At 53.5% G+C, this 23,522-nt stretch carries 20 protein-coding genes; 10 read left to right on the top strand and 10 right to left on the bottom strand.

The features are described 5' to 3' along the window. Positions 1–5: 5 nt before the first annotated feature. The 7 genes from tnpB to PMI28_RS13155 all read right to left on the bottom strand — a co-directional run bounded on the left by tnpB (position 6) and on the right by PMI28_RS13155 (position 8,802). Positions 6–365 carry an IS66 family insertion sequence element accessory protein TnpB gene (gene tnpB, locus PMI28_RS13125; protein WP_007247730.1) on the bottom strand — a complete coding sequence of 120 codons (360 nt, stop codon included), beginning with the start codon at positions 363–365 and terminating at the stop codon, positions 6–8. Positions 366–999: 634 nt separating this feature from the next. After that, positions 1,000–2,283 (bottom strand): site-specific integrase, encoded by a 1,284-nt coding sequence (locus PMI28_RS13130; protein WP_007987486.1) that lies wholly within the window; start codon positions 2,281–2,283, stop codon positions 1,000–1,002. Between the two features lie 2 nt (positions 2,284–2,285). Next, positions 2,286–3,311, bottom strand: a complete 1,026-nt coding sequence (locus tag PMI28_RS13135; RefSeq protein WP_007987484.1) for a hypothetical protein — start codon at positions 3,309–3,311, stop codon at positions 2,286–2,288. Further along, complete coding sequence (locus PMI28_RS13140) at positions 3,311–5,362, bottom strand: tyrosine-type recombinase/integrase (RefSeq protein ID WP_007987483.1); 2,052 nt, start codon at positions 5,360–5,362, stop codon at positions 3,311–3,313. The genes PMI28_RS13135 and PMI28_RS13140 overlap by 1 nt, the downstream gene beginning before the upstream one ends. A gap of 1 nt (position 5,363) precedes the next feature. Continuing rightward, positions 5,364–7,481, bottom strand: a complete 2,118-nt coding sequence (locus PMI28_RS13145) for a hypothetical protein (RefSeq protein WP_157395763.1) — start codon at positions 7,479–7,481, stop codon at positions 5,364–5,366. A gap of 497 nt (positions 7,482–7,978) precedes the next feature. Beyond that, positions 7,979–8,308 carry a YceK/YidQ family lipoprotein gene (locus PMI28_RS13150; RefSeq protein ID WP_007987481.1) on the bottom strand — a complete coding sequence of 110 codons (330 nt, stop codon included), beginning with the start codon at positions 8,306–8,308 and terminating at the stop codon, positions 7,979–7,981. Positions 8,309–8,364: 56 nt separating this feature from the next. After that, positions 8,365–8,802, bottom strand: coding sequence for an Lrp/AsnC family transcriptional regulator (locus PMI28_RS13155; protein WP_007987480.1), 438 nt, complete (start codon positions 8,800–8,802; stop codon positions 8,365–8,367). Between the two features lie 136 nt (positions 8,803–8,938). On the opposite strand from PMI28_RS13155, the gene PMI28_RS13160 reads away from it, so the two are divergent. Continuing rightward, positions 8,939–9,832, top strand: coding sequence for a DMT family transporter (locus tag PMI28_RS13160; RefSeq protein ID WP_007987479.1), 894 nt, complete (start codon positions 8,939–8,941; stop codon positions 9,830–9,832). Between the two features lie 15 nt (positions 9,833–9,847). Here PMI28_RS13160 and PMI28_RS13165 read toward each other — a convergent pair whose 3' ends face one another. Further along, entirely contained in the window at positions 9,848–10,888 is a 1,041-nt protein-coding gene (locus tag PMI28_RS13165; protein ID WP_007987478.1) for an FUSC family protein, read from the bottom strand. A gap of 44 nt (positions 10,889–10,932) precedes the next feature. Continuing rightward, positions 10,933–12,558 carry an NADP-dependent glyceraldehyde-3-phosphate dehydrogenase gene (locus PMI28_RS13170; RefSeq protein WP_007987477.1) on the bottom strand — a complete coding sequence of 542 codons (1,626 nt, stop codon included), beginning with the start codon at positions 12,556–12,558 and terminating at the stop codon, positions 10,933–10,935. A gap of 266 nt (positions 12,559–12,824) precedes the next feature. On the opposite strand from PMI28_RS13170, the gene PMI28_RS13175 reads away from it, so the two are divergent. The 3 genes from PMI28_RS13175 to PMI28_RS13185 all read left to right on the top strand — a co-directional run bounded on the left by PMI28_RS13175 (position 12,825) and on the right by PMI28_RS13185 (position 15,911). Further along, positions 12,825–13,214, top strand: coding sequence for a c-type cytochrome (locus PMI28_RS13175; protein WP_007987476.1), 390 nt, complete (start codon positions 12,825–12,827; stop codon positions 13,212–13,214). A gap of 19 nt (positions 13,215–13,233) precedes the next feature. Beyond that, positions 13,234–14,628 carry a D-arabinono-1,4-lactone oxidase gene (locus tag PMI28_RS13180; protein WP_007987475.1) on the top strand — a complete coding sequence of 465 codons (1,395 nt, stop codon included), beginning with the start codon at positions 13,234–13,236 and terminating at the stop codon, positions 14,626–14,628. A gap of 74 nt (positions 14,629–14,702) precedes the next feature. Continuing rightward, a complete protein-coding gene (locus PMI28_RS13185; protein WP_162130413.1) occupies positions 14,703–15,911 on the top strand; it encodes a DSD1 family PLP-dependent enzyme in 1,209 nt (402 codons plus the stop codon). A 105-nt stretch (positions 15,912–16,016) separates the two neighbouring features. On the opposite strand, the gene PMI28_RS13190 is transcribed toward PMI28_RS13185, so the two are convergent. Then, entirely contained in the window at positions 16,017–16,931 is a 915-nt protein-coding gene (locus PMI28_RS13190; RefSeq protein ID WP_443200725.1) for a SphA family protein, read from the bottom strand. Positions 16,932–17,169: 238 nt separating this feature from the next. Here PMI28_RS13190 and PMI28_RS13195 point away from each other — a divergent pair, with 238 nt between their 5' ends. The 6 genes from PMI28_RS13195 to PMI28_RS13220 all read left to right on the top strand — a co-directional run bounded on the left by PMI28_RS13195 (position 17,170) and on the right by PMI28_RS13220 (position 23,306). Continuing rightward, on the top strand, positions 17,170–18,210 hold the full coding sequence (locus PMI28_RS13195) for an AraC family transcriptional regulator (protein ID WP_007987472.1): 1,041 nt from the start codon (positions 17,170–17,172) through the stop codon (positions 18,208–18,210). 251 nt (positions 18,211–18,461) lie between these two features. Continuing rightward, positions 18,462–19,349: a Dyp-type peroxidase gene (locus PMI28_RS13200; protein WP_007987471.1), complete on the top strand. Its 888-nt coding sequence runs from the start codon at positions 18,462–18,464 to the stop codon at positions 19,347–19,349. Between the two features lie 16 nt (positions 19,350–19,365). Continuing rightward, positions 19,366–20,334, top strand: coding sequence for a Gfo/Idh/MocA family protein (locus PMI28_RS13205; protein ID WP_007987470.1), 969 nt, complete (start codon positions 19,366–19,368; stop codon positions 20,332–20,334). A 220-nt stretch (positions 20,335–20,554) separates the two neighbouring features. Next, entirely contained in the window at positions 20,555–21,307 is a 753-nt protein-coding gene (locus PMI28_RS13210; RefSeq protein ID WP_007987469.1) for a GntR family transcriptional regulator, read from the top strand. Then, positions 21,304–23,034, top strand: coding sequence for a fumarate reductase/succinate dehydrogenase flavoprotein subunit (locus PMI28_RS13215; RefSeq protein WP_007973338.1), 1,731 nt, complete (start codon positions 21,304–21,306; stop codon positions 23,032–23,034). Before PMI28_RS13210 ends, PMI28_RS13215 begins: the two co-directional genes overlap by 4 nt. Before the next feature lie 26 nt (positions 23,035–23,060). Next, a complete protein-coding gene (locus PMI28_RS13220; protein WP_003180418.1) occupies positions 23,061–23,306 on the top strand; it encodes a 4Fe-4S dicluster domain-containing protein in 246 nt (81 codons plus the stop codon). Positions 23,307–23,522 lie beyond the last annotated feature (216 nt).

The following is a 23,522-nucleotide window of genomic DNA, read 5'->3' as shown; positions in this document are numbered from 1 at the left end:
CCGAATCAGGCCACGAATCGTGGCGTCAAAACCTGATGGGGACGGTTACGCCAGAGGTCAAAACCGTCGAGCATCCAGTTGAGTTCCTGGACGGTCAAGACAATTGCCTCGTCGGTGACATCGGGCGATGTTTTGAATCGCTCGGACTCCAGCCGTTTGAGCCATAGGCAGAAGCCATTGCGCTCCCAATATAAAATCTTCACTCGATTGCGGGGCTTGTTGAGGAAGACGAAAAGCACGGGGTCAAAAACTGCGACCTTAATGTCCAACTCGACCAGCGCAGCCAGGCCGTCGATGGATTTTCGGAAGTCGACAGGTTTGGGGTACAGATACACTTTTTCGACTTTTGCATCGGGTCGCATCATGGCGGACGGGCTCCTGAACGAAATCGGGAGCACAGCATCCGGGATCACTTGGCAGCTTTGAATGTGTAGTTCATGGAGCGGTTACTAAGCTTTTGCGGTAGGCTTCTCTCTCCATCCATCTACCCCGACGTGGTGGCAATTGGTGTGGTGAAACTGGCCCCGGTGAATGTTTACAAGCGAGGCGTCATATCAGCATAGCCTGACGCTTAACGCGTATCGGATAGATCTGCCTGGCGGGTATAGGAGGATTCGCTGGGGCGGCCAACCGGCCCGGCTAAGTTTTAGATTCCTCAGATGGAGATAAACGTCTTGTTCTCGATGAAGGACACTAAAGATCCAACGATATCAAACTGTGCGAGCTCTCCGATGATGCTTCCGCATCCTGTGATCCCTTCGCCTACCAGACTTAAAGTCCTGAGCGAGGGTTGTGAGAGAAAAGTCGAGATTCCAGTGTTTACATATCGGAAATTTGAATTAAAAATAATACCGTACTCACAGCGTGAGTCTCTATTATCTTCTAAGGCGCTCTTGTATATCTGCGGCAATAATATTAAAAATGAATTCATAAAATTACTTGCAATATTAGTCGATAGAATAATGCATTTCGAGCTCCGCAATCATAATGGCCGTCCAATCATATATGTCCTGGATATGAATCTATAAATTCCGCGACCGTCTGTACAGGTTCGACAAACTCCTGATAAGCCCATCCTTGATAATGAACCATCACTCGAGCCATGTCGATATAGTGCTTATAGGTTGTGCTTATGTCGTCATGTCCCATTTGATCCATTATCGCTTGCGCACACGCAGCATATAAAAAGTCCGCAGACTTAGTTAAAATATCTCCTTTGTGATAGTTGATAAGGAATTTTGTCGGCCACCATTTTCGCGTAGAGTAAAATACCGAAGAGTCACGAAAGCCAGGAAAGGTCAACTTGGCTTTTTTCTTTGCGTAGTTTGTCCGTTGAGAAATCATTTTTTCTGTAATGGGTACACCTTTTTCATTGAGAAACAAGATTGATAACGGGCAAGGGTGTCCATAGAGTTCAGCATATTTTTTTGTCCTTTCTTTGTATAGTTTCTCAGTGTAAGAGTTTTGGAGATCACGGAGGTCTTTGACGTTAATCTTAATTTTGCGAGTTTTATTTCCTTTTCCGATTAGAGTGTAGTCAACAGTTCCCGATACTTTTTTCATATCAGTAAATGGCGCAATATGCTGATTTGCTCCCGCTCCGTAGAGAGGGAACTTACAGATTTCCATTGGGCGCATAGCTGTGCCAAGTGCAAATTTCAATATTGCTGAATATACAGGGTCATGATAATTATTAACCAGTGCGTGAATTTCTTCTTTGGAAATCAGCGTGACAATATTCTTCTGTCGACTTTCTTTGTCTAAAACTCTAATCCCTTTGTTTGAAAGGGTTTTTTTAGCCTTTCTTTCAATGTAATTTAGAAGTCTTTCCTTTTTAAAGTTGATAATTGATTGGATTGCATTTATTTTTACGTCAGATGGATAGCCGTGTTCTTCGAGCCAGCTGAATAGCTGCAGTAAAATGCGAGCATCTTCAATAATAGTTTTTGTAGATGGGCTCGAGTTTTGATCTCGGAGGCGCTTCTCCAATCTTGAAACTTGCCATCGAATAATATCCTTGTTTGAAACATGCGCATGGTATTCGGCGACATTAAATGCGCTAAATCTTATCTGTGTCGACAAGTATCTATAAAATGATGAAATTATCTGGGAGTACCGATCAGACGTTCTCAGTGATGACCTTGTGTTACTGTACAGATAAAGATTAGGGTGGCTTAGTATAGTTGTTTTTTTATCAGTGTAAGCGGTCAAAATGTAGTGCGACACCTTCATCCCCGTCTCATCATCAAGGTAGGAGATGGGCTGCCTGTTTATGTCTATCATGATTAATCTCCCTGCGAAATTTGATTAAACAAGACGGCGGTTATACCCATCGTTCTACATCTTTTTAGAGATATGTCTTGAAGGCCGAAGTCATCTGCATTTTTTAGTTCAAAATGAGGTACGTTTCTTACAAAAAAAGCTCGTTGTGTTTTAATAATACTCTCTACATCGCAGACGGGAAGGATGATCTGGACGCGTGCGCGAATATCTAATTGGACTAGATAGCTTTTAATCAAATATTGGTCAAAAATCGGAAATCTAACTAATATAGCAGCGCTGGTATCGTTCTGGTTGTATTGATCCGCAAATTTTTCGAATCGTGATATGAATCTGTCGATATATAATGTAACTATCGATGTGTTTTGATCGACTATTGTATTGATTTTGTTGATTGTCTTTTCGGCGCATTTATTCTTTAATTGAATAAATGTAGATTCATCTTCGATGATGTTTTTCTTGTTAAATAAATCGAACTCGTCGATAACAATTAAGTTTCTAATTGTCGGTTGGGCTCTAGAGGCGTTTAGTTGAATGTTGTTTAACTCGGCTTCAGCCGTTGCCGCACGCGATTGTTCATGGAGTAACGCCAGTTTTAGCGTGCTAAGATCTTGTCGAAGCTTTTCGTTATGGCTGATTTGTTGTGCGTGTCGTTTTCGTACATTGTCAGCATCGTGCAAAGCCAAGTCACTTTTCATGAGAGAGGTTACGCAGCTATCTTTGAATTCTTGCAACTCCTTTTTGTGCGTGGCTTCTACTTTAGAAAGTGAACTTTGAAGTTCGCCAATTTTTTTCTGGGCATTCAACAAATGAGTAGAGTTTATACCTTCTGATGAATCATCAAAAAACGTGGAAATAGGTTTTTCACCTAGCACGTACGGTTTGAGATCACCATAGTATCGATGGAATGCCTGCCTAGTGATGCCAGCCATCTTCGCAATGACACCAATTCTGAGTTTAGCATTTCCTGTATCGATTTGTTGTTCTGTTATGATTCTAATCAAAGCTTCACGTGTAGTTTCAGTGTGCATTATAATTTTGCCAATTCTGAATCAGATGTAATTGTTATATTTGCACGCCCTAAATTATCCAGGTGAGTTAGACATGCTCTTAACTGCGCGCTTAGTTTTTGAAACGAAACCTTATTCTCTTGTCCTGTCATATTGTCGAGCAGTGAAGTGTAGAATTTTACATCCTCATGTAGTGATTCGCGGGCTTTTTCTGTAACAACGGCATGCTTACAGTATGTTTTACAGTTCTGAGGGTCTGGAAGAGGGGACTCATCCGGGTGAAGAACTTTGCCTTCTAAGCATGGCGGAAGATAGGTTGGAGTATATTTTTCATCAGATAGGCAAAATACACCTAATGCAGTACGTTTAATAAATATGGGTTCACCAGATTCAAGCAAATGCTTGATGTAATGAAACACTGTAACTTTGAATTGTCTTCCGTTGAAGTGTTCAGGTTTAGCGTTTATAGCATTGGCGATCCTGGTGGCGGGTTCTCCCGAATGTTGTCCGTTCTTGACAGCGTCCAGCACATCAACAAAATCATCACTATAATTTTGCTCTATTGCTAAAGCCACACTTTGGACAATATAAGGGTTTCTCGCGATATAGCGGAGAGTCATTGTGTAGCTTTTGTGACCAAAAAGATGTCTAAGAATATCGATGTTGGCTTCGCCGCGATTGATAATGATATCTGCGATTGTCTTTCGAAAGCGGTGCACGTGTATACTGTCTATACCTGTTTCATTTTTAAGATGAGTCAAGATAGGCAGAAGCACTCGGTGGTTTGAGTCGGCTCGAGAAGAACGCATGGATCGAAATAATAAATCCGAATCTGGCTTGTAAAGATTTTTCAAATCTTTTAGTAAAATTAAATTTTCACCAATAAAAGATGGTAAAGGAATTTCCTGTTTTTGGCCTTTGTAATTAGGATCGTTTGTAACTTTAAATCTCGTTAAAGAAACCCACCACTCTCCGCGTGCAAAGTAAAAGTCTGAAAAACACAGTCCGCATAACTCCCTTGATCGCGCTCCAGTGCAAAGCGCTATCAAAATAAACATTGCGCTTCTGACCTTGTCGATCGTTTTAATATACGGCCAAGCAAAATAATAAATATATCGGTTGGCGTTAGTTTCTTTATTTGTGTATTGACGCATTTTAGGTTTGAATATTTCAATGTTGTCAACAGTGATCGTAGTGGATTTCTCCATGTCTATGTCACGGTCGGTAACTTGAGCTTTAAATCCATATAGTTTTTCGATTTTATTTTGTTTTATAAAGTCTTTAAGTTTTGTGAGTTCTGGTAATGCCTTTTCAATCCAAAACATTGCGTATTCAATGAGGCGCTCTAGCTCATCTTCATCATAAGACTCCCAGCTTCCAAGGGAGCTCTTCAAATGATCGAATACGTCGCGCTCTCGTTCCTTTGTGTCAACTTTATTAGCAGGGATGTCTATACAGAAAGGCTCTGGAATGAAACCATCTCTCCCCAGGTTTAGCCAAAAACGGATTAAATAATAAAGATTGCTGTAATGCGAGATTTTGCCTGAGTCTCTGGCCGCATCAAGCGCCATGTTCAGCATCGGTACTGTGATCAAACTTATACTGCTTGGGGTTGCATCTAGGTGATTAGGTGTAAAGCAGTAATCGTCCAACAGCTTGAATGTTGAAGCTCTGTGCTCGGCTGTAATGTAGCTTCTACATCCCCCGTATGGAGAGAAGTCTGGAATTAAATGATAGCCTAGCATACGCTTAAGATCATTCTCTCCCGGTAGCAATCTGTTAAACGTAATAGTTAGTTTCTTAAAGTTATTAGGTTGGCCCAGAACCCACTGGTCATCACCGTAATTTGAATGTTTGCTAACTGGGAAGTCAAGATTTGGGAAAAGTTTTAGTTTGCCTTTTAGTCCTTCGGTTTTTTTCTTTGATTTTGGATTGTGTATTGATCCTGAACTGTTGAGCAGTTCGTCAAGTATTTCATCTGCATACTCTTCAAGATCGTAATCAAATTCCGATATCAGATCGTTATCATTGATATCGTTCGCAGATTGGCGGGCGTCGTTGAGACTTGTCATCTTAGTCATCCTGGAACAGGGTGTTTAATATTTCAAGGCTCTTTGGCAATAGCCCTTTGTTCGCGTTAAAAAAAGCAACTGCCTTACCCACTGCGTTTGAGTCATTCCAGTTGTCAATAATATATTCAATAATTTTAAGCTCGCTTCTGAGCTGGAAGATCCCACTAGCTGATAAGTTGTCGTCTAAGTATTGCTGCAAGTAATGAGCCCTATCCATTAAGTAAGGTAGAGAGTCTTCGAAAATCATAACTCTGCTACAAAATAGACATTTTGAAATGTGGGCGCATTTTTTCCCTTTTTTTATGTATGTATCAAATCCAGTCCAGTCTGGAGCCTTCTGATCGGAACACCCCCATAATGGTGGCTCCATACCTGGTATGCTGAACAAGGTTATGTGTTTAGAGTTTTTATCTGTTTGTCCTGGTTTTGGCGGAAGGAGCTGTCCGCGGAACTTCAAGGATCTCAGTGTTTTCATCGTCTGTTCTAGAGCTCCACGCAGCCGTTGCTCCCTGTCTTTTACTGCTGGCCCGGAGCTACAATAAAATATATCCGTGGTGTCTTCTTGTTTGTGACCCATCTGCGTAGCAACGAAGCTTAAAGGACTCTTAGCGTATTCTTTCTCAGCCCAAGTAGGTCTTAAACGAGCAGTGAAATTTTCAGCTGACTTAAAGCGTTCTCCATTTTCAAGTATTTCATATTCCGCTAGGAACTGTTTTACACCTTCTTGGAAGTAGTAGGCGTTATACAGTGATGTATGGCGGCCATGCATAGCCCATGTTTTGGAGGTTTTTATGCATAAAAATAACTTGGTTGCGTCTTCGTTAAAAAAAACGCCAATCTTGTCCACGGGCTTATCTTGTAGCGGCTTTACAAGGGCCTCAGCCAAAAATATTAAATTGTACGCGGAATATCTATCGGTTTTATCGCTTAGGCTAAAAATTGCTTGGGGTGCGCTGTAAGGTAGACCTTTTCCTTGAGATTTATTTTTCTCTCCTTGGATTACTTTTGAGTCTGTATTAAATACACCCGATAGGAAATGGGTTACAGCGTCAGGAGTAATTGATAAAACTGTTTCCTTGTTCCATCCAGTCTCAAGCATGATTTTCAAAACGATTACAGTCATATCCAATTCTGAGGGATAGTACATTTCTAGTAATTCGTCTTGGGAGAATATCGGCGAGCGACCGTTGTATCTTGTAACTCTCAAAATAATGGTTTTGATAATATCGCAATTGCAATCATCAATACTGATTAATGAATCCGATGTATATTTTTTTGCAATGGTTTCCAGAGGTATGTCAAAAGGGAAGCCATGAGTAAGGAATGTTTTCAGCACCCTGATTGGTTCAGGTTTCCAATTCGTGAGTCCCCCAATTTTACTTTTTACATCGAAAGGACTAAGTTCAATATGGTCAGCAGGAGTATACTGTTGGTGATATAAGTCCATTATCTTGTTGTAATAGTCTGGCTGGGTAGCGAGTTTGTTAAGATCTTTATCTGCAGAGTTTGCTAAAAATTTCGCCAAATTGGCCTTATTAAGAATTCGACCGTTTTTTGATAAATTGAAGTTTATCCACTTAAATATATTTTCACGTGTGTGTGGGTTTGTTTCAGTTAGCATCGATGAATAGGTATAAGGCTCTGAAGCCTCTACTTGCATTCTTAATTCAATTTTTTTGTAAATTTTTTCAATATGCTGATTTAAACAGTTTGCAAGACTCCTTTCGCATTCCATCGAAAGAGGTTTGGCACTATCGTACTCGGAATTTGAAAGCGTGGTAAATCTTAAGTTGGAAAGTAGGTTGTATTTTTTGCTATATGTAGTGATGGCGCTTTTAAACAAAACCATGCGCGTCGTTGCAATGTTTGCGTTTTTGCAATTGGCGTATAAATAGTTTTGAAATTGGTTGTGGATTTCAATGTCGTAATCTTCCATTCCCTGGAAGGCTAGTTCTGATTTGTTTAGTTCATTATATTGTCCGACGAACGAGAGAAACTCCTCCATGGATTTTCTTAGACCGCTTGCAGTAGAATATGAGACTTCTCTGCAATAGCTGATAAAAATCCTGTGTAAATCCTCTGAATAACCACCGTCGTATTGGAAGTGCTCATGATTCATGTAGTTGCACTTGACCATAATTCCTTTAATGGAAGGCACGCTAGTGGTATTAAATATTGGCGATATTAAATCAGTCACAAGTTATGCCTCAGGTAATAGAATTGAAATTGATCATTACTTGAGGTGTCTGCTTAAGCGGTTTGTTGCAATCTCTAGGTTTAAAATACGCGACCACTGCTGAAGATGCGAACAGCATACTTTCCAATAAATTGCTAGCGCCGAAAAGGAAAATTACCAGGAGCATCACTAGATTTTTTATTCGGTTCGGCGCAGAGAACATGAGGATCTTAGATTTCTCGATGAAGGACTGGATGTTTACATTTAGTCTGTTTGAGATCTAACGATACAGAGGTTGACATATTTGTCAACGAGAACTAAATCTACAACCTGTTCGTCAGCCTGTTGCAGCTGTTCGGCATCATGGGCCGCGATGATTAATCGTCGGCATTGAGTAAAAAACCCGCTCAGGCGGGTTTTTTATTATCTGGAGTTCAGGATCACTCTGTAATGACAATGCTGCCGTCGGCTTGTTGCCGGTAGATGGTGTAGGGCAGCAGCAATGTATCCATCGCCCCGGACACGACCGCGTCGAGCAGCACTAAAGCGGGGGCGGGACCATGTACCTGAGCATCCCGACCCTCTTCGAGGGGCGCATTCAGGTAGCAAAAATCGTAGGTCACGCCGCTGTAGATTCGCGGTACCGCGCCGCAATAACTCTTTTGGTCCTTCAGGTCCTTTGCGGCCACTTCGTCGCTGCGCACAACCGTTTGAATCGTGCCACAACCCGCAAGCAGCATCGCCACGAGTAGCATTGCCTGAGTTTTCATACCGTCAATCCTTCGCCGGAAACCATCAATCTACTTCAGTCTGAAACAAATATCACTCACGCCATGGGCGGCAACCGGCGCTTGACCGGGGTCTTCTTGACGATCGCCGTATTGGTTTCGGCGTGGGTGTTGAGGCGGTCGAGCAGGGTGTCCAGTTGTTCCATCGAGCGCACATGTAGGCGCGCAATGAAACAGTCGTCGCCGGTCACCTTGTCACACTCGGTGAATTCGGGAATGGCCATGATTTGCCGTTCCACTTCCTGCAATTGCCCCGGCAACGGGCGAATACGCACGATCGCCTGAAGTTGATAGCCAAAGCATTTCGGGTCGATTTCAACGGTGTAGCCCTTGAGCACGCCACGCTCTTCCAGGCGGCGCAGACGCTCGGCAACGCTGGGGGAGGACAGGCCACTGATTTGCGCCAGGGCCTTGAGCGAACGTCGCGAGTCTTCCATCAGGGCGGTGATCAGCACCTGGTCGATGTCATCGGTCATGGCGAAAACCTCTGTTAGGCATTTTTTCAAAACAGCCTTGATAAAAAAGGCAGATCTAGAGTTTAGCCTGCTTTTTGCTCTGGAATGGCGCCTTGGTGCCTTGGCATACTTTGGCCACAAATACAGGAGTCTGATGATGGACAAAACCCTACGCCGCGGTTCGTTCGAAATGACGGCCGCCATGCTGATCTCCGGCACCATCGGCTGGTTCGTACTGGTGTCCGGGCAACCGGTGCTGGATGTGGTGTTCTGGCGCTGCCTGTTCGGTGCCGGCACCTTGCTGTTGATTTGCGCAGCTTTCGGCTTTCTGCGCCCCGGCATTTTGACCCGGACCACGTTCTTGCTCGCCGTGCTGAGTGGTGTGGCGATTGTCGGCAACTGGGTGCTGTTGTTCGCGTCTTATTCCCGGGCGTCGATTGCCATCGGCACCGCCGTTTATAACGTCCAGCCGTTCATGCTGGTTGGGCTGGCGGCGCTGTTCCTCAACGAAAAAATCACCACCCAGAAGCTAGCCTGGCTGGGCGTTTCGTTTCTCGGGATGCTGGCCATTGTCAGCGCCCATGGCAGCCAGGGCGAGAGCGGCAGCGATTACCTGATGGGCATTGCCTTGGCGTTGGGCGCGGCGTTTCTCTATGCGATTGCGGCGCTGATCATCAAGCGCCTGACTGGAACCCCGCCGCATTTGATCGCGTTGATCCAGGTCAGCACCGGCGTGTTGTTGCTCGCGCCATTTGCGCATTTTTCGGCACTGCCGCAGGCACCGAGTGCGTGGGCCAGCCTGGTGACGCTGGGCATGGTGCACACCGGTGTGATGTACGTGTTGCTGTATGGCGCGATTCAAAAACTGCCGACTGCGCTGACAGGCGCGCTGTCCTTCATTTACCCGATTGCGGCGATTTTCGTCGACTGGGTTGCCTTCGGCCATCGCCTGGAGGCGCTGCAATGGATCGGGGTCGCGGCAATCCTGCTGGCCGCTGCCGGCATGCAGCAAGGGTGGTCGCTGAAATTTCGGCGTACGGTGACGCCGTAAGCCGCTACGCAGGCATCAGATGTTCCAGCGTGGCGCGCTGCCGGCCAGCCGCTGGCGCATCTCGCCGATGTTGGCGGCCAGTTGTTGAGTCAACAAACGATACCCGTCCAGCGTGTTGTAGACCGGCGCGTCGAGGCTGACAGCCGGCAAACTGATGGGGCGATTGAGCCGCTGGCAGGCGCCGGATTTCAACGCCCGGGCCATGCCGATCAATTGCACGCGAATCTGCCGGTGTTCAGCGTTCAATGCCGTTTGCAAGAGCGTCATCGCCTCGGGGTCATTGGCATCCGGTCGGGTATTGCCGAGGATTTCCAGGGTGCTGACGCACATGCGCAGGTTACGCTGGATGGCATCCAGGTCAGTCATGGAAATTTTCACTTCCTTGGACACCGAAGGCATCAGTGAGCGCAGCTGCACCATTACCGCGTTCAGGCGGGTCATGAGTTTGAGGTGTTCGTCGGCCGTGATGGGCTGGCCGTCAATGATGCGCCCGTAAATTTTCGCGCAATCACGCAGCGCATCGGCCAGGTTGTAGCGCCAGGAGTAAACCGCGTACAGCGGCAGGGCGAAGGAAAACGCCAGGGCCAGGGCAATGCCGATCAGGATGTCCACCCCTCGCCACAAGCCATCGGTGACCGGGTTGTCGCCGTGCCCGGCAACGATGAACACGGTAATTGCCGATAGCAGTGCGGTGTAGCCGCCCTTGCCGATGGCGTGATACGAGAAAAACCCGCAGACCACCGACATCGCGAAATAGGTCAGCCAGGGCATCCCGAGCCAGGCCTGTTGTGCCACCAACGCCAGGCCGACACCGGCCCCGATCAAGGTGCCGATGGCGCGTTCGGCAGCTTTCTTGCCGATGTTGCCATGGTGCTGCAAGCCGCCGATTACCACCAGCATGGTCACCGACGCCCACTCGCCGTGGGGCAGATGGATGCCGGTGGTCAGCAGGATTGTTGCCAGTAATCCCAGCGACACGCGTACGGCGTGAATCACCCGGGCGTGGCGATAGCGCCGATACGGGTCCAGCAACGGACGCAGCAGTCGGCGCAGCAACGGTGGCAGCCGATGGGCTCTGGATGTACTCAGGCTGGCTCTCCTCAGAAGATGTAGTCAGTGGTCAGGAAGCTCGAACTGCGGCCGCTGATGATTTCGCTGATCAGGTCCTTGTTGGTCTCCTGGAATTTGGTGGCGACCAGGGTGCGGATCGAAAACACACGCAGTGCATCATGTACCGACAAGGTGCCCTCGGCCGAGTTCTTGCGACCATTGAATGGATAAGTGTCGGGGCCACGCTGGCATTGCGCATTGAGATTGATGCGTCCGACCTGATTGGCAAACGTGTCCACCAGTCGGCCGACGGCGACCGGGTTGGTGCCGAAAATGCTCAACTGCTGGCCGAAGTCCGATTCCAGCACGTAGTCGATCACGGTATCCAGATGACGGTACGGCACGATGGGGACGACGGGGCCGAATTGTTCTTCCTGATAAACGCGCATCTGCGGGGTGACCGGGTAAAGCACCGCCGGGTAGAAAAACGACGCTCGGGCTTCACCGCCGTTGGGGTTGACCACCTTGGCACCTTTGCTCTCGGCGTCCGTCACCAGTGAGTGCAGATAGTCGACCTTGCTCGACTCCGGCAGTGGCGTCAGGGATACGCCACTGTCCCAAGGCATGCCGGGTTTGAGCGTAGCCAGTCTGGCATTGAATTTCTCGATGAAGGATTCGACCACGTCTTCGTGGACAAAAAGGATTTTCAACGCTGTGCAGCGCTGGCCATTGAAAGACAGCGAACCGGTGACCGCTTCGCTGACGGCGTTGTCCAGATCCACTTCCGGCAGGACGATGCCCGGGTTTTTCGCATCCAGGCCCAGCGCCGCGCGCAAACGGTGTGGTTTTGGATGGAGTTTTTTCAGGTCACTGGCGGCTTTGTTGGTGCCGATGAAGGCAAAGATGTCGATCTTGCCGCTGGCCATCAGCGCACTGACCGTCTCGCGGCCGCTGCCGTAGATAACGTTGATCACCCCGATCGGGAAACTGTCGCGGAAGGCTTCCAGCAGCGGGCGAATTAGCAGCACGCCCAGTTTGGCCGGCTTGAATACCACCGTGTTACCCATGATCAGCGCCGGGATCAGAGTGGTGAAGGTTTCGTTCAACGGATAGTTGTAAGGCCCCATGCACAGGGCGACGCCCATCGGCACACGACGGATCTGGCCGAGGGTGTCCTGTTCAAGCTCGAAACGGCTGGAACGGCGGTCGAGTTCTTTCAGCGCGTTGATGGTGTCGACGATGTAGTCGCAGGTGCGGTCGAACTCCTTTTCCGAGTCCTTGAGGTTCTTGCCGATTTCCCACATCAGCAACTTGACCACGGCGTCGCGCTGCTCGCGCATGCGCCCGAGGAAGGTTTCGACATGCTGGATCCGCTCGGCCACGCGCATGGTCGGCCACAATCCCTGACCGCGGTCGTAGGCGCGGACAGCCGCGTCGAGGGCGGTCAGTGCGGTGTCGGCATCCAGCAGCGGCGTGCTGCCGAGGATCACTTGCTCGTCGCCATTCGGGCCAGTCAGGTACACCGGGCTGCGGACCTGGGCCAGTGGCCCGTTCCAGGTTCTCAGTTCGCCATCGACCAGGTACTCACGCTGCTCGGTCTGGCCATCAAGGCGGTACTTTTCCGGGATGTCGGCGTGGCTCGGGAACAGATTTTCGAGAATATTGGCTGTGGTCATGTCGCTACCCCTCTGGATTGGGTGATGCACTGATGAATCGTTTTAGCAGACCTCAGCAACCCTTGTCATGACTCATCTCAGCGTTTTATCGCACAGCGTGATGGTTAGCGGATTCATCGACACCTTCAGTCATGGCCTCAGAAGCTCCCCTTGATGGCCCCCAATGCCCTCAACCTGTCCACGCGGGGTGCCTTAGTGTTGACCTCTCCTTGATCACAACAAAAAAGCTGCACCCGGCTGACCGGGCAGCCAATGAGAGGACAGCCATGCGGGCAAGCCGATTAACTGAAAAGCCTAGCCTTTGTTTGGCCGGGGTGGGGTGCCTCTTTGTGGCGTTGCTGGCGGGGTGCGGCGAAGAGTCGAAAAACCCGCCGACCCGCAGCGAAGCAGGCGCCGCGAGGCCCGCCGACGCCGAGCTGGCGCAGGTCTACGACAACAGCTGCAAGCTTTGCCATGCCAACCCGGCGGCCGGGGCGCCGCTGACCGGCGACCTGAAGGCCTGGGAACCACGGGTGTTGCAGGGGACCGACATGCTGCTCGATCACGCGATCAACGGTTACAACGGTATGCCGCCGATGGGCATGTGCATGCAGTGTTCGCAGGAACAGTTCCTGGCGCTGATTGCCTTTATGTCTGGCCAGAAAATCCAACAATAAGAACGGCAGGGTGCGATTCATGACGATGGATTTAACACGGCGTCAGTTGCTGCAACGGGCGAGTGTCATTGGCGCCTTTACCGCGCTCGGCTCAACGCCGGCACTGGCCGGGCTGCTGCGCGCGCCACGGCTGATTCCCTGGCGCAACTGGTCGGGCGGCCAGAGTTGCCTGCCGGCGGCACGGCTGGCGCCAAAGAACCTGGATGAGTTGACTCAAGTGCTGCGCCAGGCCCCTGGCAAGGTTCGTCCGGTGGGCTCGGCGCATTCCTTCAGCGCACTGGTGCCCACCGACGGCACCTTGCTGTCGCTGAGCTATTTCACGGGTTTGCTCGATCACGATCCGGAAACCCTGCAAGCGGAGTTCGCCGCCGGCACGCCGATGTCACGCATGGGCACGCCGCTCAAAGACATCGGCCAGGCCCTGCAAAACATGGCCGATATCGATTACCAGACCCTTGCCGGCGCGATCTCGACCTCGACCCACGGTACCGGCAAGAATTTTCAATCTTATTCGGCGCATGTCTGCGGCTTGCAGTGGGTGACCGCCACTGGCGAGGTATTGGACTGTGACAGTACGCGTCATCCGCAGGTGTTCAACGCGGCGCGGGTGTCGCTAGGCGCACTCGGGGTAGCCACGAAAATTCGTCTGCAAAACCGTCCGGCGTATCGCCTGAGGGAGCGCCAGTGGATTGCCAAAACTGAAGAGTTGCTGGAGGACCTGGACAAAAACACCCGGGAAAACCAGCACTGGGAAATGCTCGTGGTGACCCACTCCGACTACGCCCTCTCGATTGCCCTGAACGAAACCACCGACCCGGCCACACCGCCGGTCCCGGCGGATGAGGAGGGCGGCAATGAGTTTGTCTCGATGATCGAGAAGATCGACAAGTACGCCAGTGACTTCCCGGACCTGCGCCGCACCATGCTCAATAACCTGCGCCACCTGGCCAGTTTCGATGACCGGGTGGGCGACTCGTTCGACATCTACGCCAATGTGCGCACGGTGCGCTTCAACGAGATGGAATATTCCGTGCCCGCCGAATACGGCCCGGCCTGTTTGCGCGAGATCCTCAAGCTGATCCAGGACAAAGACCTGCGCACCTGGTTTCCAATTGAATACCGTTACGTCAAGGCCGACGACATTCCACTGAGCATGTTCGAAGGCCGCGACAGCTGTTCGATCTCGGTCCACCAGCATTACCAGATGGATCATCACAATTTCTTCGCCGCCATCGAGCCGATTTTCTGGAAGTACAACGGCCGGCCGCACTGGGGCAAGTTGCACACGCTGAACGCGAAAAACCTGCAGCCGCTGTACCCGCGCTGGCAGGAGTTCATCCAGGTGCGGCAGGCACTCGACCCCGACGGAAAATTCCTCAATGCGCATTTGTCATCCATTCTGGGGGTGAGCTGATGGCCGTCAATCGCCGCAATTTTTTGCTCGGAGCCGCCGGCATCGGCGCCTTGTTGGTGGGTGTCGGGGCGTGGCTGCGGCCGGGTGACCGAGGTGCGCCGTACAGCGATTATTTCCGCGCGCTGAACCGCGAACTCAAGGATCACGGTCCGATGCGACCGGTAGTACTGATCGATCTTGATCGGCTGGATCACAACATCGATGTGGTGCGGCAATCGGTCAAGCGCAGCGGCAAATACCTGCGTCTGGTGGAAAAATCATTGCCGGCACCGGGGCTGTTGGCCTACATCGCAAAGCGCGCCGGCACGCAACGCTTGATGTCGTTTCACCAGCCGTTTCTCAATCATGACGCCGTACAGTTTCCCGAGGCCGACATTCTGTTGGGCAAGCCGCTGCCGGTGCGTTCGGCCGAGTTGTTTTATCAGTCGCACAGGGGGCCTTTTGACCCGACGAAGCAATTGCAATGGTTGCTCGATACGCCGGAACGTTTGCAGCAATACCTCGCCCTGGCTCAGGGGCTGGGCACGCGAGTGCGGGTGAACATCGAACTGGATGTCGGGCTGCATCGCGGTGGCGTCAGCGACCTTGGCGTACTCGGGCAGATGCTGGCGCTGATCAGCCAGCACCCGCAGCACCTGGAGTTCGCCGGGTTCATGGGCTACGACCCGTTCGTGGGCATGGGCGTGCCGGGGGTTCTGGGCTCGCCAGAAGAGCTGTTCGCCAATGTGATGGTGATTTACATCCGCTGCGTCGATTTCACGCGTCAGCAATACCCCGGTTTGTGGCACGAAGGGCTGACCCTCAATACGGCCGGCAGCCCGAGTTATCGCATGCATGAGCACGAACAGCTCAGCAGCGAAGTTTCGGTGGGGACAGCGATGCTCAAGCCCACTCACTATGATTTGCCGTCACTGGTGGAGCATGTGCCAGCCGCTTATATCGCCACGCCGGTGTTGAAAAGCACCGGGGTGGTGAATATTCCGGCGCTGGATGACCGGTCCAGGCTGTTTTCCTGGTGGGACACCAATCAGCGCGAGACGTTTTTTATCTATGGCGGTAACTGGATGGCGGAGTTCGAATCGCCACCGGGGTTGCAGAGTAATGGGGTGTATGGCCGCAGCTCGAACCAGGAAATGGTCAATGGTTCGGCGGCGGTGGGGCTGACGGTTGAGGATCAGGTGTTCTTGCGCCCGGCCCAGACAGAGTCGGTGTTGTTGCAGTTTGGGGATTTGCTGGCGGTTCGGGGGGGAAGGATTGTTGATACCTGGCCGGTGTATTCCTGATATTTGTTGGGTGTTTGGTACATCGCCTTCGCGAGCAAGCCCGCTCCCACAAGGACAACGCTGCACCCTGTGGGAGCGGGCTTGCTCGCGAAAGCGTCAGCTCAGTCAAAACGCATAGGGAATGCTGACCTTCGCCCAAAGCATTTCCCCTTCGGGCCGGTTTTCCACGTCGAATTCCTTGGCCCAACGAATCTCCGCGCTGGCGTATTTGAGAAAGGTCCAGTGCAGCGCCGGGCCAATCGCAAACACCTGCCCGCGCACCCCGTCGTTCACGTCCTGGCCATTGAACTGCACGGTGTGGCCGAATTGTTTGTCGTCGGTGGTTTGCTTCAGGTAGTAGCCGTTCAATCCGAGCATCAGGTCGTCAGTGATTTTGAAACTGGCCGAATAGTCGAAGTGGAAAATCTGCCCCGACTTGTAATCGGTGTCTTTGTTTTTCCCGTTGAAACTGTACGTGGTCTTCATCGACACCTCGGTTCTGTCCGTCGGCAGCCAGGTGAAGGAGAACAGCGGTTTGTAGGTGTAGAAGTTGTTGCTGGTATTGGCCAGGCGATCAACGCTGTATTCGCCGGTCGGCACGGTGACTTCAATGGCGGCGCCGAGGGTCAGGTTTTTACCCATGTCCCAAAGAATGATCGGCGCAATAGTGGTGTCGCCCATGCCTTCGCGGGTGTCCTGCAAGCCGAACACCGCGACTTCCTGCTTGAGCCAGGGCTGCGCGATGTAGCCCGCCAGCCGTCCACCAAACACGCGCACCGGGCTGAGGTAATCCAGGCGCGGAATGACCGCCGTGGATTCGATGTCGACGTTCGGCACCTTGCCGCCGAGCGAACTGATGTTCAGCTTCGTGGATTTGTAGTGGTTGTAGTAGAGGTTGAACGCAACCATGTTGTCCGGAAGGCTGTCGGGCTCCAGCGGCAACATGAAAAAGCCGTCGGTGCCAGGGCCGATATTGTCCACGCCAGCCTCGGTGGCCAATGCCGGTTGCAGGGCGCAGACGCTGGCGAGGCAGATGACCATCAGGGGAAATGTCGTGCGGGTCGGGATCATGGGTGCACTCATTATTATTGTTAGCGGGCTTTCCGGCGTCCATACGCGGGCCGCCACATAGAAATAAGCTGCCCGCGCCCTGCAAGGCAGGGTATTGGCGGCCATTTAGGGGGACTTCTGCGGACAGTGTTTGAACCCTGTGCTAACTTCTTTCGACATAACCGGTAACAAAAATAAGAATGCAGCTCGACCCGGAATGTATGGCCCCATGCAAATGAAAGTGATCGATCCCACCTTTGAACTGGCGCTGGTGTCGCCGTTTCTCCTGCAAACCCTGGCCGAAGTCGTCGAGCAAAAAGGCATCAACCCCGAAAGCCTGTGTCGAGGGTTGGGTTTTAGCGTTGAAGACCTCCAGGACCCGGCGCAGCGTATTTCTTATCGCCAGGCCGTGGCCATGATTCAGCGCGCACTCAAAGTCTTGCCCAATCAGGGGCTGGGCCTGTGGGTCGGCGCGCAGAATGTGCTCGGTACGCTGGGGTTGCTGGGGCATGTGTTGTCGCTGTGCAAGACCCTGCGCGATGCCTTTGAACTGGGCATTCGCCATCAACACACCTCCGGCGGTATTGTCGTGTCGAGTGTGGAGGAGGCGGGTGATCGGGTGTTTGTCGACGTTGAATGCCGCTTGCCGTTCACCGACGTGCAGTTGTTCGCGGTCGAGGAGTTTTTCGCCAGCCTGCTGGTGTACGGCCGGGCGCTGGTCGGGGCGGATTTCAAACCGGTGGCCGTGGAGTTCATGCATGCCGCGCCGGACTATCTCGGCGAATACTCGCGTCTGCTGGGGCCGGACGTGCGTTTTGGAGGCCTGCAAAACCGCATGGTGATCGATGCGTATTGGCTGGACGTGCACTTGCCCAATCACCATTCCCTGGCCCTGCGTCAGGCAGTGAAACTGCTCGAGCTGGAAGCGGCGCAGGTGCACCAGAAAATGGATTTGATCCAGGCGGTGGAACGGGCGATTGCCCGGGACCTGACCGAGGGCAGTCACATCGAGAAAATCGCCAGTGACCTGAACATGAGCAGCCGCACCTTGCGCCGTCGCCTCACCGAACACGCGCTGACGTTCGAAGCGCTGCTGGAACAAGTGCGCCAGGCTCGCACCATGAGCCTGCTGGCCAACCCGGACATGTCCATCGAACGCATTACCGAAGTAGTCGGTTACAGCGACGTGCGCAGCTTTCGCCGGGCATTCAAGCGCTGGACCGGCATGAGCCCGAGTGCGTTCCGCAACGAAAGCCCCGGCGTAGTCTGATCCTTCTGTGGTGAGCGGCTTCTGTAGTGAGTGGGCTTCTGTGGCGAGGGGGCTTGCCCCCGTTGGAGCGCGCAGCGCTCCCCTACATTTTCAGTCATACCGCGTCGGCAGGTTTTGGGGCTGCTTCGCAACCCAACGGGGGCAAGCCCCCTCGCCACAGAAGCCCCCCTTTGCCACAGGTTCCTGTCCTCCGACGGCACACAAATCCTCGTACTCCGGTTAAACTCCATGCTCTTTTTCAAGGAGTTCATATGAGCCATTACCAGCCGGGCATTCTCGCCACCCCCGTTCCGCCTCAAGCCCGCCATATGTTCTTCGCCCTCGAATCCGTCGAAGCATTGCCGGTCGCACTCGACAACTTGATGCAACTTGTGGACGGCAAATCGGCTGTCGTCGGCTTCGGCGAACCCCTGGTCAAGGCGCTGGATGGGCAGATCGATGGCCTGCGAACTTTTCCGGCATTGACTGGCGTCGGTGTCGACAATCCGTCGACCCAACACGCGCTCTGGTGCTGGCTGCACGGTGAAGACCGTGGTGAGTTGCTCAACCGCAGCAACGCCATCGAAGCGGCACTGGCCCCGGCGTTGCGCCTGGTGCAGATGAACGAAACCTTCCGCCATAAGACCGGGCATGACCTGACCGGCTTCGAAGATGGCACCGAGAACCCCCACGACGCAGCCGCCGTGACCGCCGCCCTGGTGGGTGAGGGCGCCGACGGTACGGTGGGTGGCAGCTTTGCCGCGATCCAGCAGTGGCAGCATGACTTGAAAGGTTTCCATGGGCTGTCGGCGGATGAAAAAGACAACATCATGGGCCGCCGCTTGAGTGACAACGAAGAGATCGACGATGCGCCGGTTTCCGCCCACGTCAAACGTACTGCCCAGGAAAGCTTTGCGCCTGAAGCGTTCGTGGTGCGCCGTTCGATGCCGTGGATCGAAGGCGACCGTGCCGGCCTGATGTTCCTGGCCTTTGGTTTTTCCCTCGACGCCTTCGAAGCCCAACTGCGCCGCATGAGTGGCCTGGAAGACGGCATCACCGACGGTTTGTACCGCATCAGCCGTCCGGTCACCGGTGGCTACTACTGGTGTCCGCCACTCAAGGACGGTCGACTGGACCTGCGCGCATTGCGCATCGGCTGAGCATCAGGGAGAGCCTATGAACGTGGTGCGCTGGGGCATGATCGGTTGTGGCAGTGTCGCTGAACGCAAAAGCGGGCCGGCCTTCTACAAGGCGCCTGGATCGGCGTTGGTGGCGGTGATGGGGCGGCGCCTGGACGCTGTCACCGACTATGCCGCGCGCCACGGCATCGCGCGGGTCTACACCGATGCGCAAGCGCTGATCAACGATCCCGAGGTCGACGCGGTGTACATCGCCACGCCGCCCGACAGTCATCACGCTTACGCCTTGCAGGTGGCCGCCGCCGGCAAGCATTGCTGCGTGGAAAAACCGATGGCGCTGAATGCCGGGCAAAGCCGTGAAATGCAGCAGGTGTTTGCCGATGCCGGGCTGCATCTGTTCGTGTCCTATTACCGACGTTCGCTGCCACGCTTCCGGCAAGTGCGGCAATGGCTGGAGGAGGGGCGGATCGGCGAGGTCCGGCACTTGACCTGGACGCTCACCAAAGCTCCGTCGGCAGCGGATCGGAACGGCACTGATAACTGGCGCACCGACCCGGCGATTGCCGGCGGTGGTTACTTTGCGGATCTGGCCAGCCATGGCCTGGACCTGTTTCAGTATCTGTTCGGCGATATCGTCGAAGTCGCCGGGTTTACCGCACGGCAGGCCGGTTTGTACGCGGCAGAAGATGCCGTCAGCGCCACTTGGCGGTTTGCCAGCGGGGCACTGGGGATGGGTTGCTGGAACTTCGTTGCAGACCGCCGCGAAGACCGTGTCGAAGTGATTGGCAGCAAAGGCCGGATCACTTTTTCAGTGTTCGATGAACACCCGGTCGAGTTGCATGCCGATGAACACCTCAGCCTGAACATCGAGCATCACGCGCACATTCAGTGGCACCACGTAATGGGCATGAATGCGCATATTCGTGGTGGGGCGCAGCATCCCGCCATGGCCGAACAGGCGCTGAAGACCGATTGGGTGATGGACCAGATCCTCAAGCGCCACTGATCCTTCAGACCACACATATCCCCTTGTGGGAGCGGGCTTGCTCGCGAAGAGGGAGTGTCAGTCGACGCCAATGTTGTTTGACACACCGCCTTCGCGAGCAAGCCCGCTCCCACATTTGTTCTTGCGTCGCGCATCTAACCTTATGCTCATTCGATATTTCTCAAGCTTGTCATAACCTCTCTAAGATCACGTCATAACTCGTTATAACAAGTGATCTGCCATGACCGATAACGTTCTATCCCTGAGCAGCGTCCCGTTGCACACACAACTGCGAGACGTACTGCGTGCTCGCATCCTCGACGGTGAATACCCGCAAGATAGCCAGATGCCCTCCGAGAGCGAACTCGGCGCGTTGTTCAAAGTCAGCCGCATCACCGTGCGCCAGGCCCTGGGTGACCTGCAAAAGGAAGGGCTGATTTTCAGGATCCACGGCAAGGGCACCTTCGTCGCCAAGCCGAAAACCTTCCAGAACGTCGGCACCCTGCAAGGCTTGGCCGAGTCCATGACCGGTCGCGGCTACGAGGTGATCAACCGTCTGCGCAGCTTCAAATTCATAGCCGCCGACAAGCGGGTGGCCGAGCGTTTGCAGGTCGCCGTAGGCGAGACCGTGGCGCAGATCAAACGGGTGCGCCTGATCAATCGCGAGCCGATTTCCCTTGAAATCACCTACCTGCCCAAAGCCGTTGGTGAGCGCCTGGAAAAAGCCGACCTGGTCACCCGCGACATTTTCCTGATCCTGGAAAACGACTGCGGCCTGGCCCTGGGACACGCCGATCTGGCCATCGATGCGGTACTGGCCGACAGCGACCTGACCCATGCGCTGAACGTCGAGCCCGGTTCGCCGATCATGCGTATCGAGCGCCTGACCCACGATGTCGACGGTCGCCCGCTGGACTTCGAGCACCTTTACTACCGTGGCGATGCTTTCCAGTACCGCCTGCGGATCGACCGGCACAAAGGGGATCAGGCATGACGCGCAGCACGTTGGAGCAGGAATACGACATCGTCGTGATCGGCGGCGGCACCGCCGGCCCCATGGCGGCGATCAAGGCCAAGGAACGCAACCGCGACCTGCGGGTGTTGTTGATCGACAAGGCCAACGTCAAGCGCAGTGGCGCGATCAGCATGGGCATGGACGGCCTGAACAACGCGATCATTCCCGGTCACTCGACACCTGAGCAATACACCAAGGAAATCACCATCGCCAACGACGGCATCGTCAACCAGGCCGCGGTGTACGCCTATGCCACCCACAGCTTCGAAACCATCGAGCAACTGGATCGTTGGGGCGTGAAGTTCGAGAAGGACGAAACCGGTGACTACGCGGTGAAAAAGGTTCACCACATGGGCGCTTATGTGTTGCCGATGCCGGAAGGGCACGACATCAAGAAAGTCCTCTACCGGCAACTGAAGCGCGCGCGGGTGAGCATCACCAATCGCCTGGTGTGCACCCGTTTGCTGACGGATGAAGAGGGCGCGGTCAACGGCGTGATGGGCTTCGATTGCCGCACGGCGGACTTCCATGTGATCAAGGCCAAGGCGGTGATCCTCGCCTGCGGTGCCGCCGGGCGCCTGGGGTTGCCGTCCTCCGGTTACCTGATGGGCACCTACGAAAACCCGACCAATGCCGGCGACGGCTACTCGATGGCCTACCACGCCGGAGCCGAGCTGGCGAACCTGGAATGCTTCCAGATCAACCCGCTGATCAAGGATTACAACGGCCCGGCCTGCGCCTACGTCACCGGTCCCTTGGGCGGCTACACCGCCAACAACAAGGGCGAGCGCTTCATCGAGTGCGACTACTGGAGCGGGCAGATGATGTGGGAATTCCACCAGGAGCTGGAAAGCGGCAATGGTCCGGTGTTCCTCAAGCTCGATCACCTGGCCGAGGAAACCATCCAGAACATCGAAGAGATCCTGCACAGCAACGAGCGTCCGAGTCGCGGCCAGTTCCATGCCAATCGTGGCACCGACTACCGCACGCAGATGGTCGAGATGCACATCTCCGAGATCGGCTTTTGCAGCGGGCATTCGGCCTCGGGTGTGTGGGTCAACGAGAAGGCCGAAACTTCGGTCAAGGGCTTGTATTCGGCGGGGGACATGGCGGCGGTGCCGCACAACTACATGCTTGGTGCGTTCACCTACGGCTGGTTCGCCGGCAACAACGCGGCGGATTTTGTCGCCGGGCGCGAGTTTTCCGCGCTGGATGCCGCGCAGATCGAAAGCGAAAAACAGCGGGTCTATGCACCGCTGGACCGCGAACACGGCCTGCCACCGGCCCAGGTCGAATACAAGCTGCGGCGCTTCGTCAACGACTACCTGCAACCGCCGAAAGTAACGAAGAAGATGCAGATTGGCCTGCAACGCTTCAGTGACATCCAGCGCGATCTCGACCAGATCAAGGCCCACAACGCCCACGAACTGATGCGCGCCATGGAAGTCAGCATGATCCGCGACTGCGCCGAAATGGCCGCCCGCGCTTCATTGTTCCGCGCCGAAAGCCGTTGGGGGCTGTACCACCATCGCGTCGATCACCCGCAGCGCAACGACCGCGACTGGTTCTGCCATTGCCACCTGAAGAAGGACGAGAACGGTTTGATGAGCAGTTTCAGGAAAGCCGTCGAGCCTTACATCATCCCGCTGGATGCCGACGAGATGCAGGCCTACGACCGGTTGCGGGTCGGTGCCGATGCGGCTTGATGCCGACCACAAAAGAGAGACCGAACATGGCTTACCAACCCCAGGAAATCTTCTTCCGCTCCAACGCACCGGTCACGGTCGATGAAGACAAATGCATCGCCCACAAAGGCTGCACGGTGTGCGTCGACGTTTGCCCGATGGACCTGCTGGCGATCAACCCGGCCACGCAAAAGGCCTACATGGCGTTCGACGAATGCTGGTACTGCATGCCCTGTGAAAAGGACTGCCCGACCGGCGCCGTGAAAGTCGAGATCCCGTATTTGCTGCGCTGAAACACTATCAAATGTGGGAGCGGGCTTGCTCGCGAAAGCGTTGGGTCAGTCGACATCAATGTTGAATGTCAGACCGCCTTCGCGAGCAAGCCCGCTCGCACAGGGGAAATATTTAAAGCCATCCGGCCACCACCGGACGCCTGATTCAAAACACCCCTCGTTTCCCACCGCGCCCTGATCGTGGCGGAGACGAACATCCTATAAATGATTCGAGGG

It is taken from the genome of Pseudomonas sp. GM48 (genome assembly GCF_000282335.1).
Classification (GTDB): Bacteria; Pseudomonadota; Gammaproteobacteria; order Pseudomonadales; family Pseudomonadaceae; genus Aquipseudomonas.
Note: the sequence above shows the minus strand (reverse complement) of the source record. Positions and strands in the feature narration are given on the sequence as shown.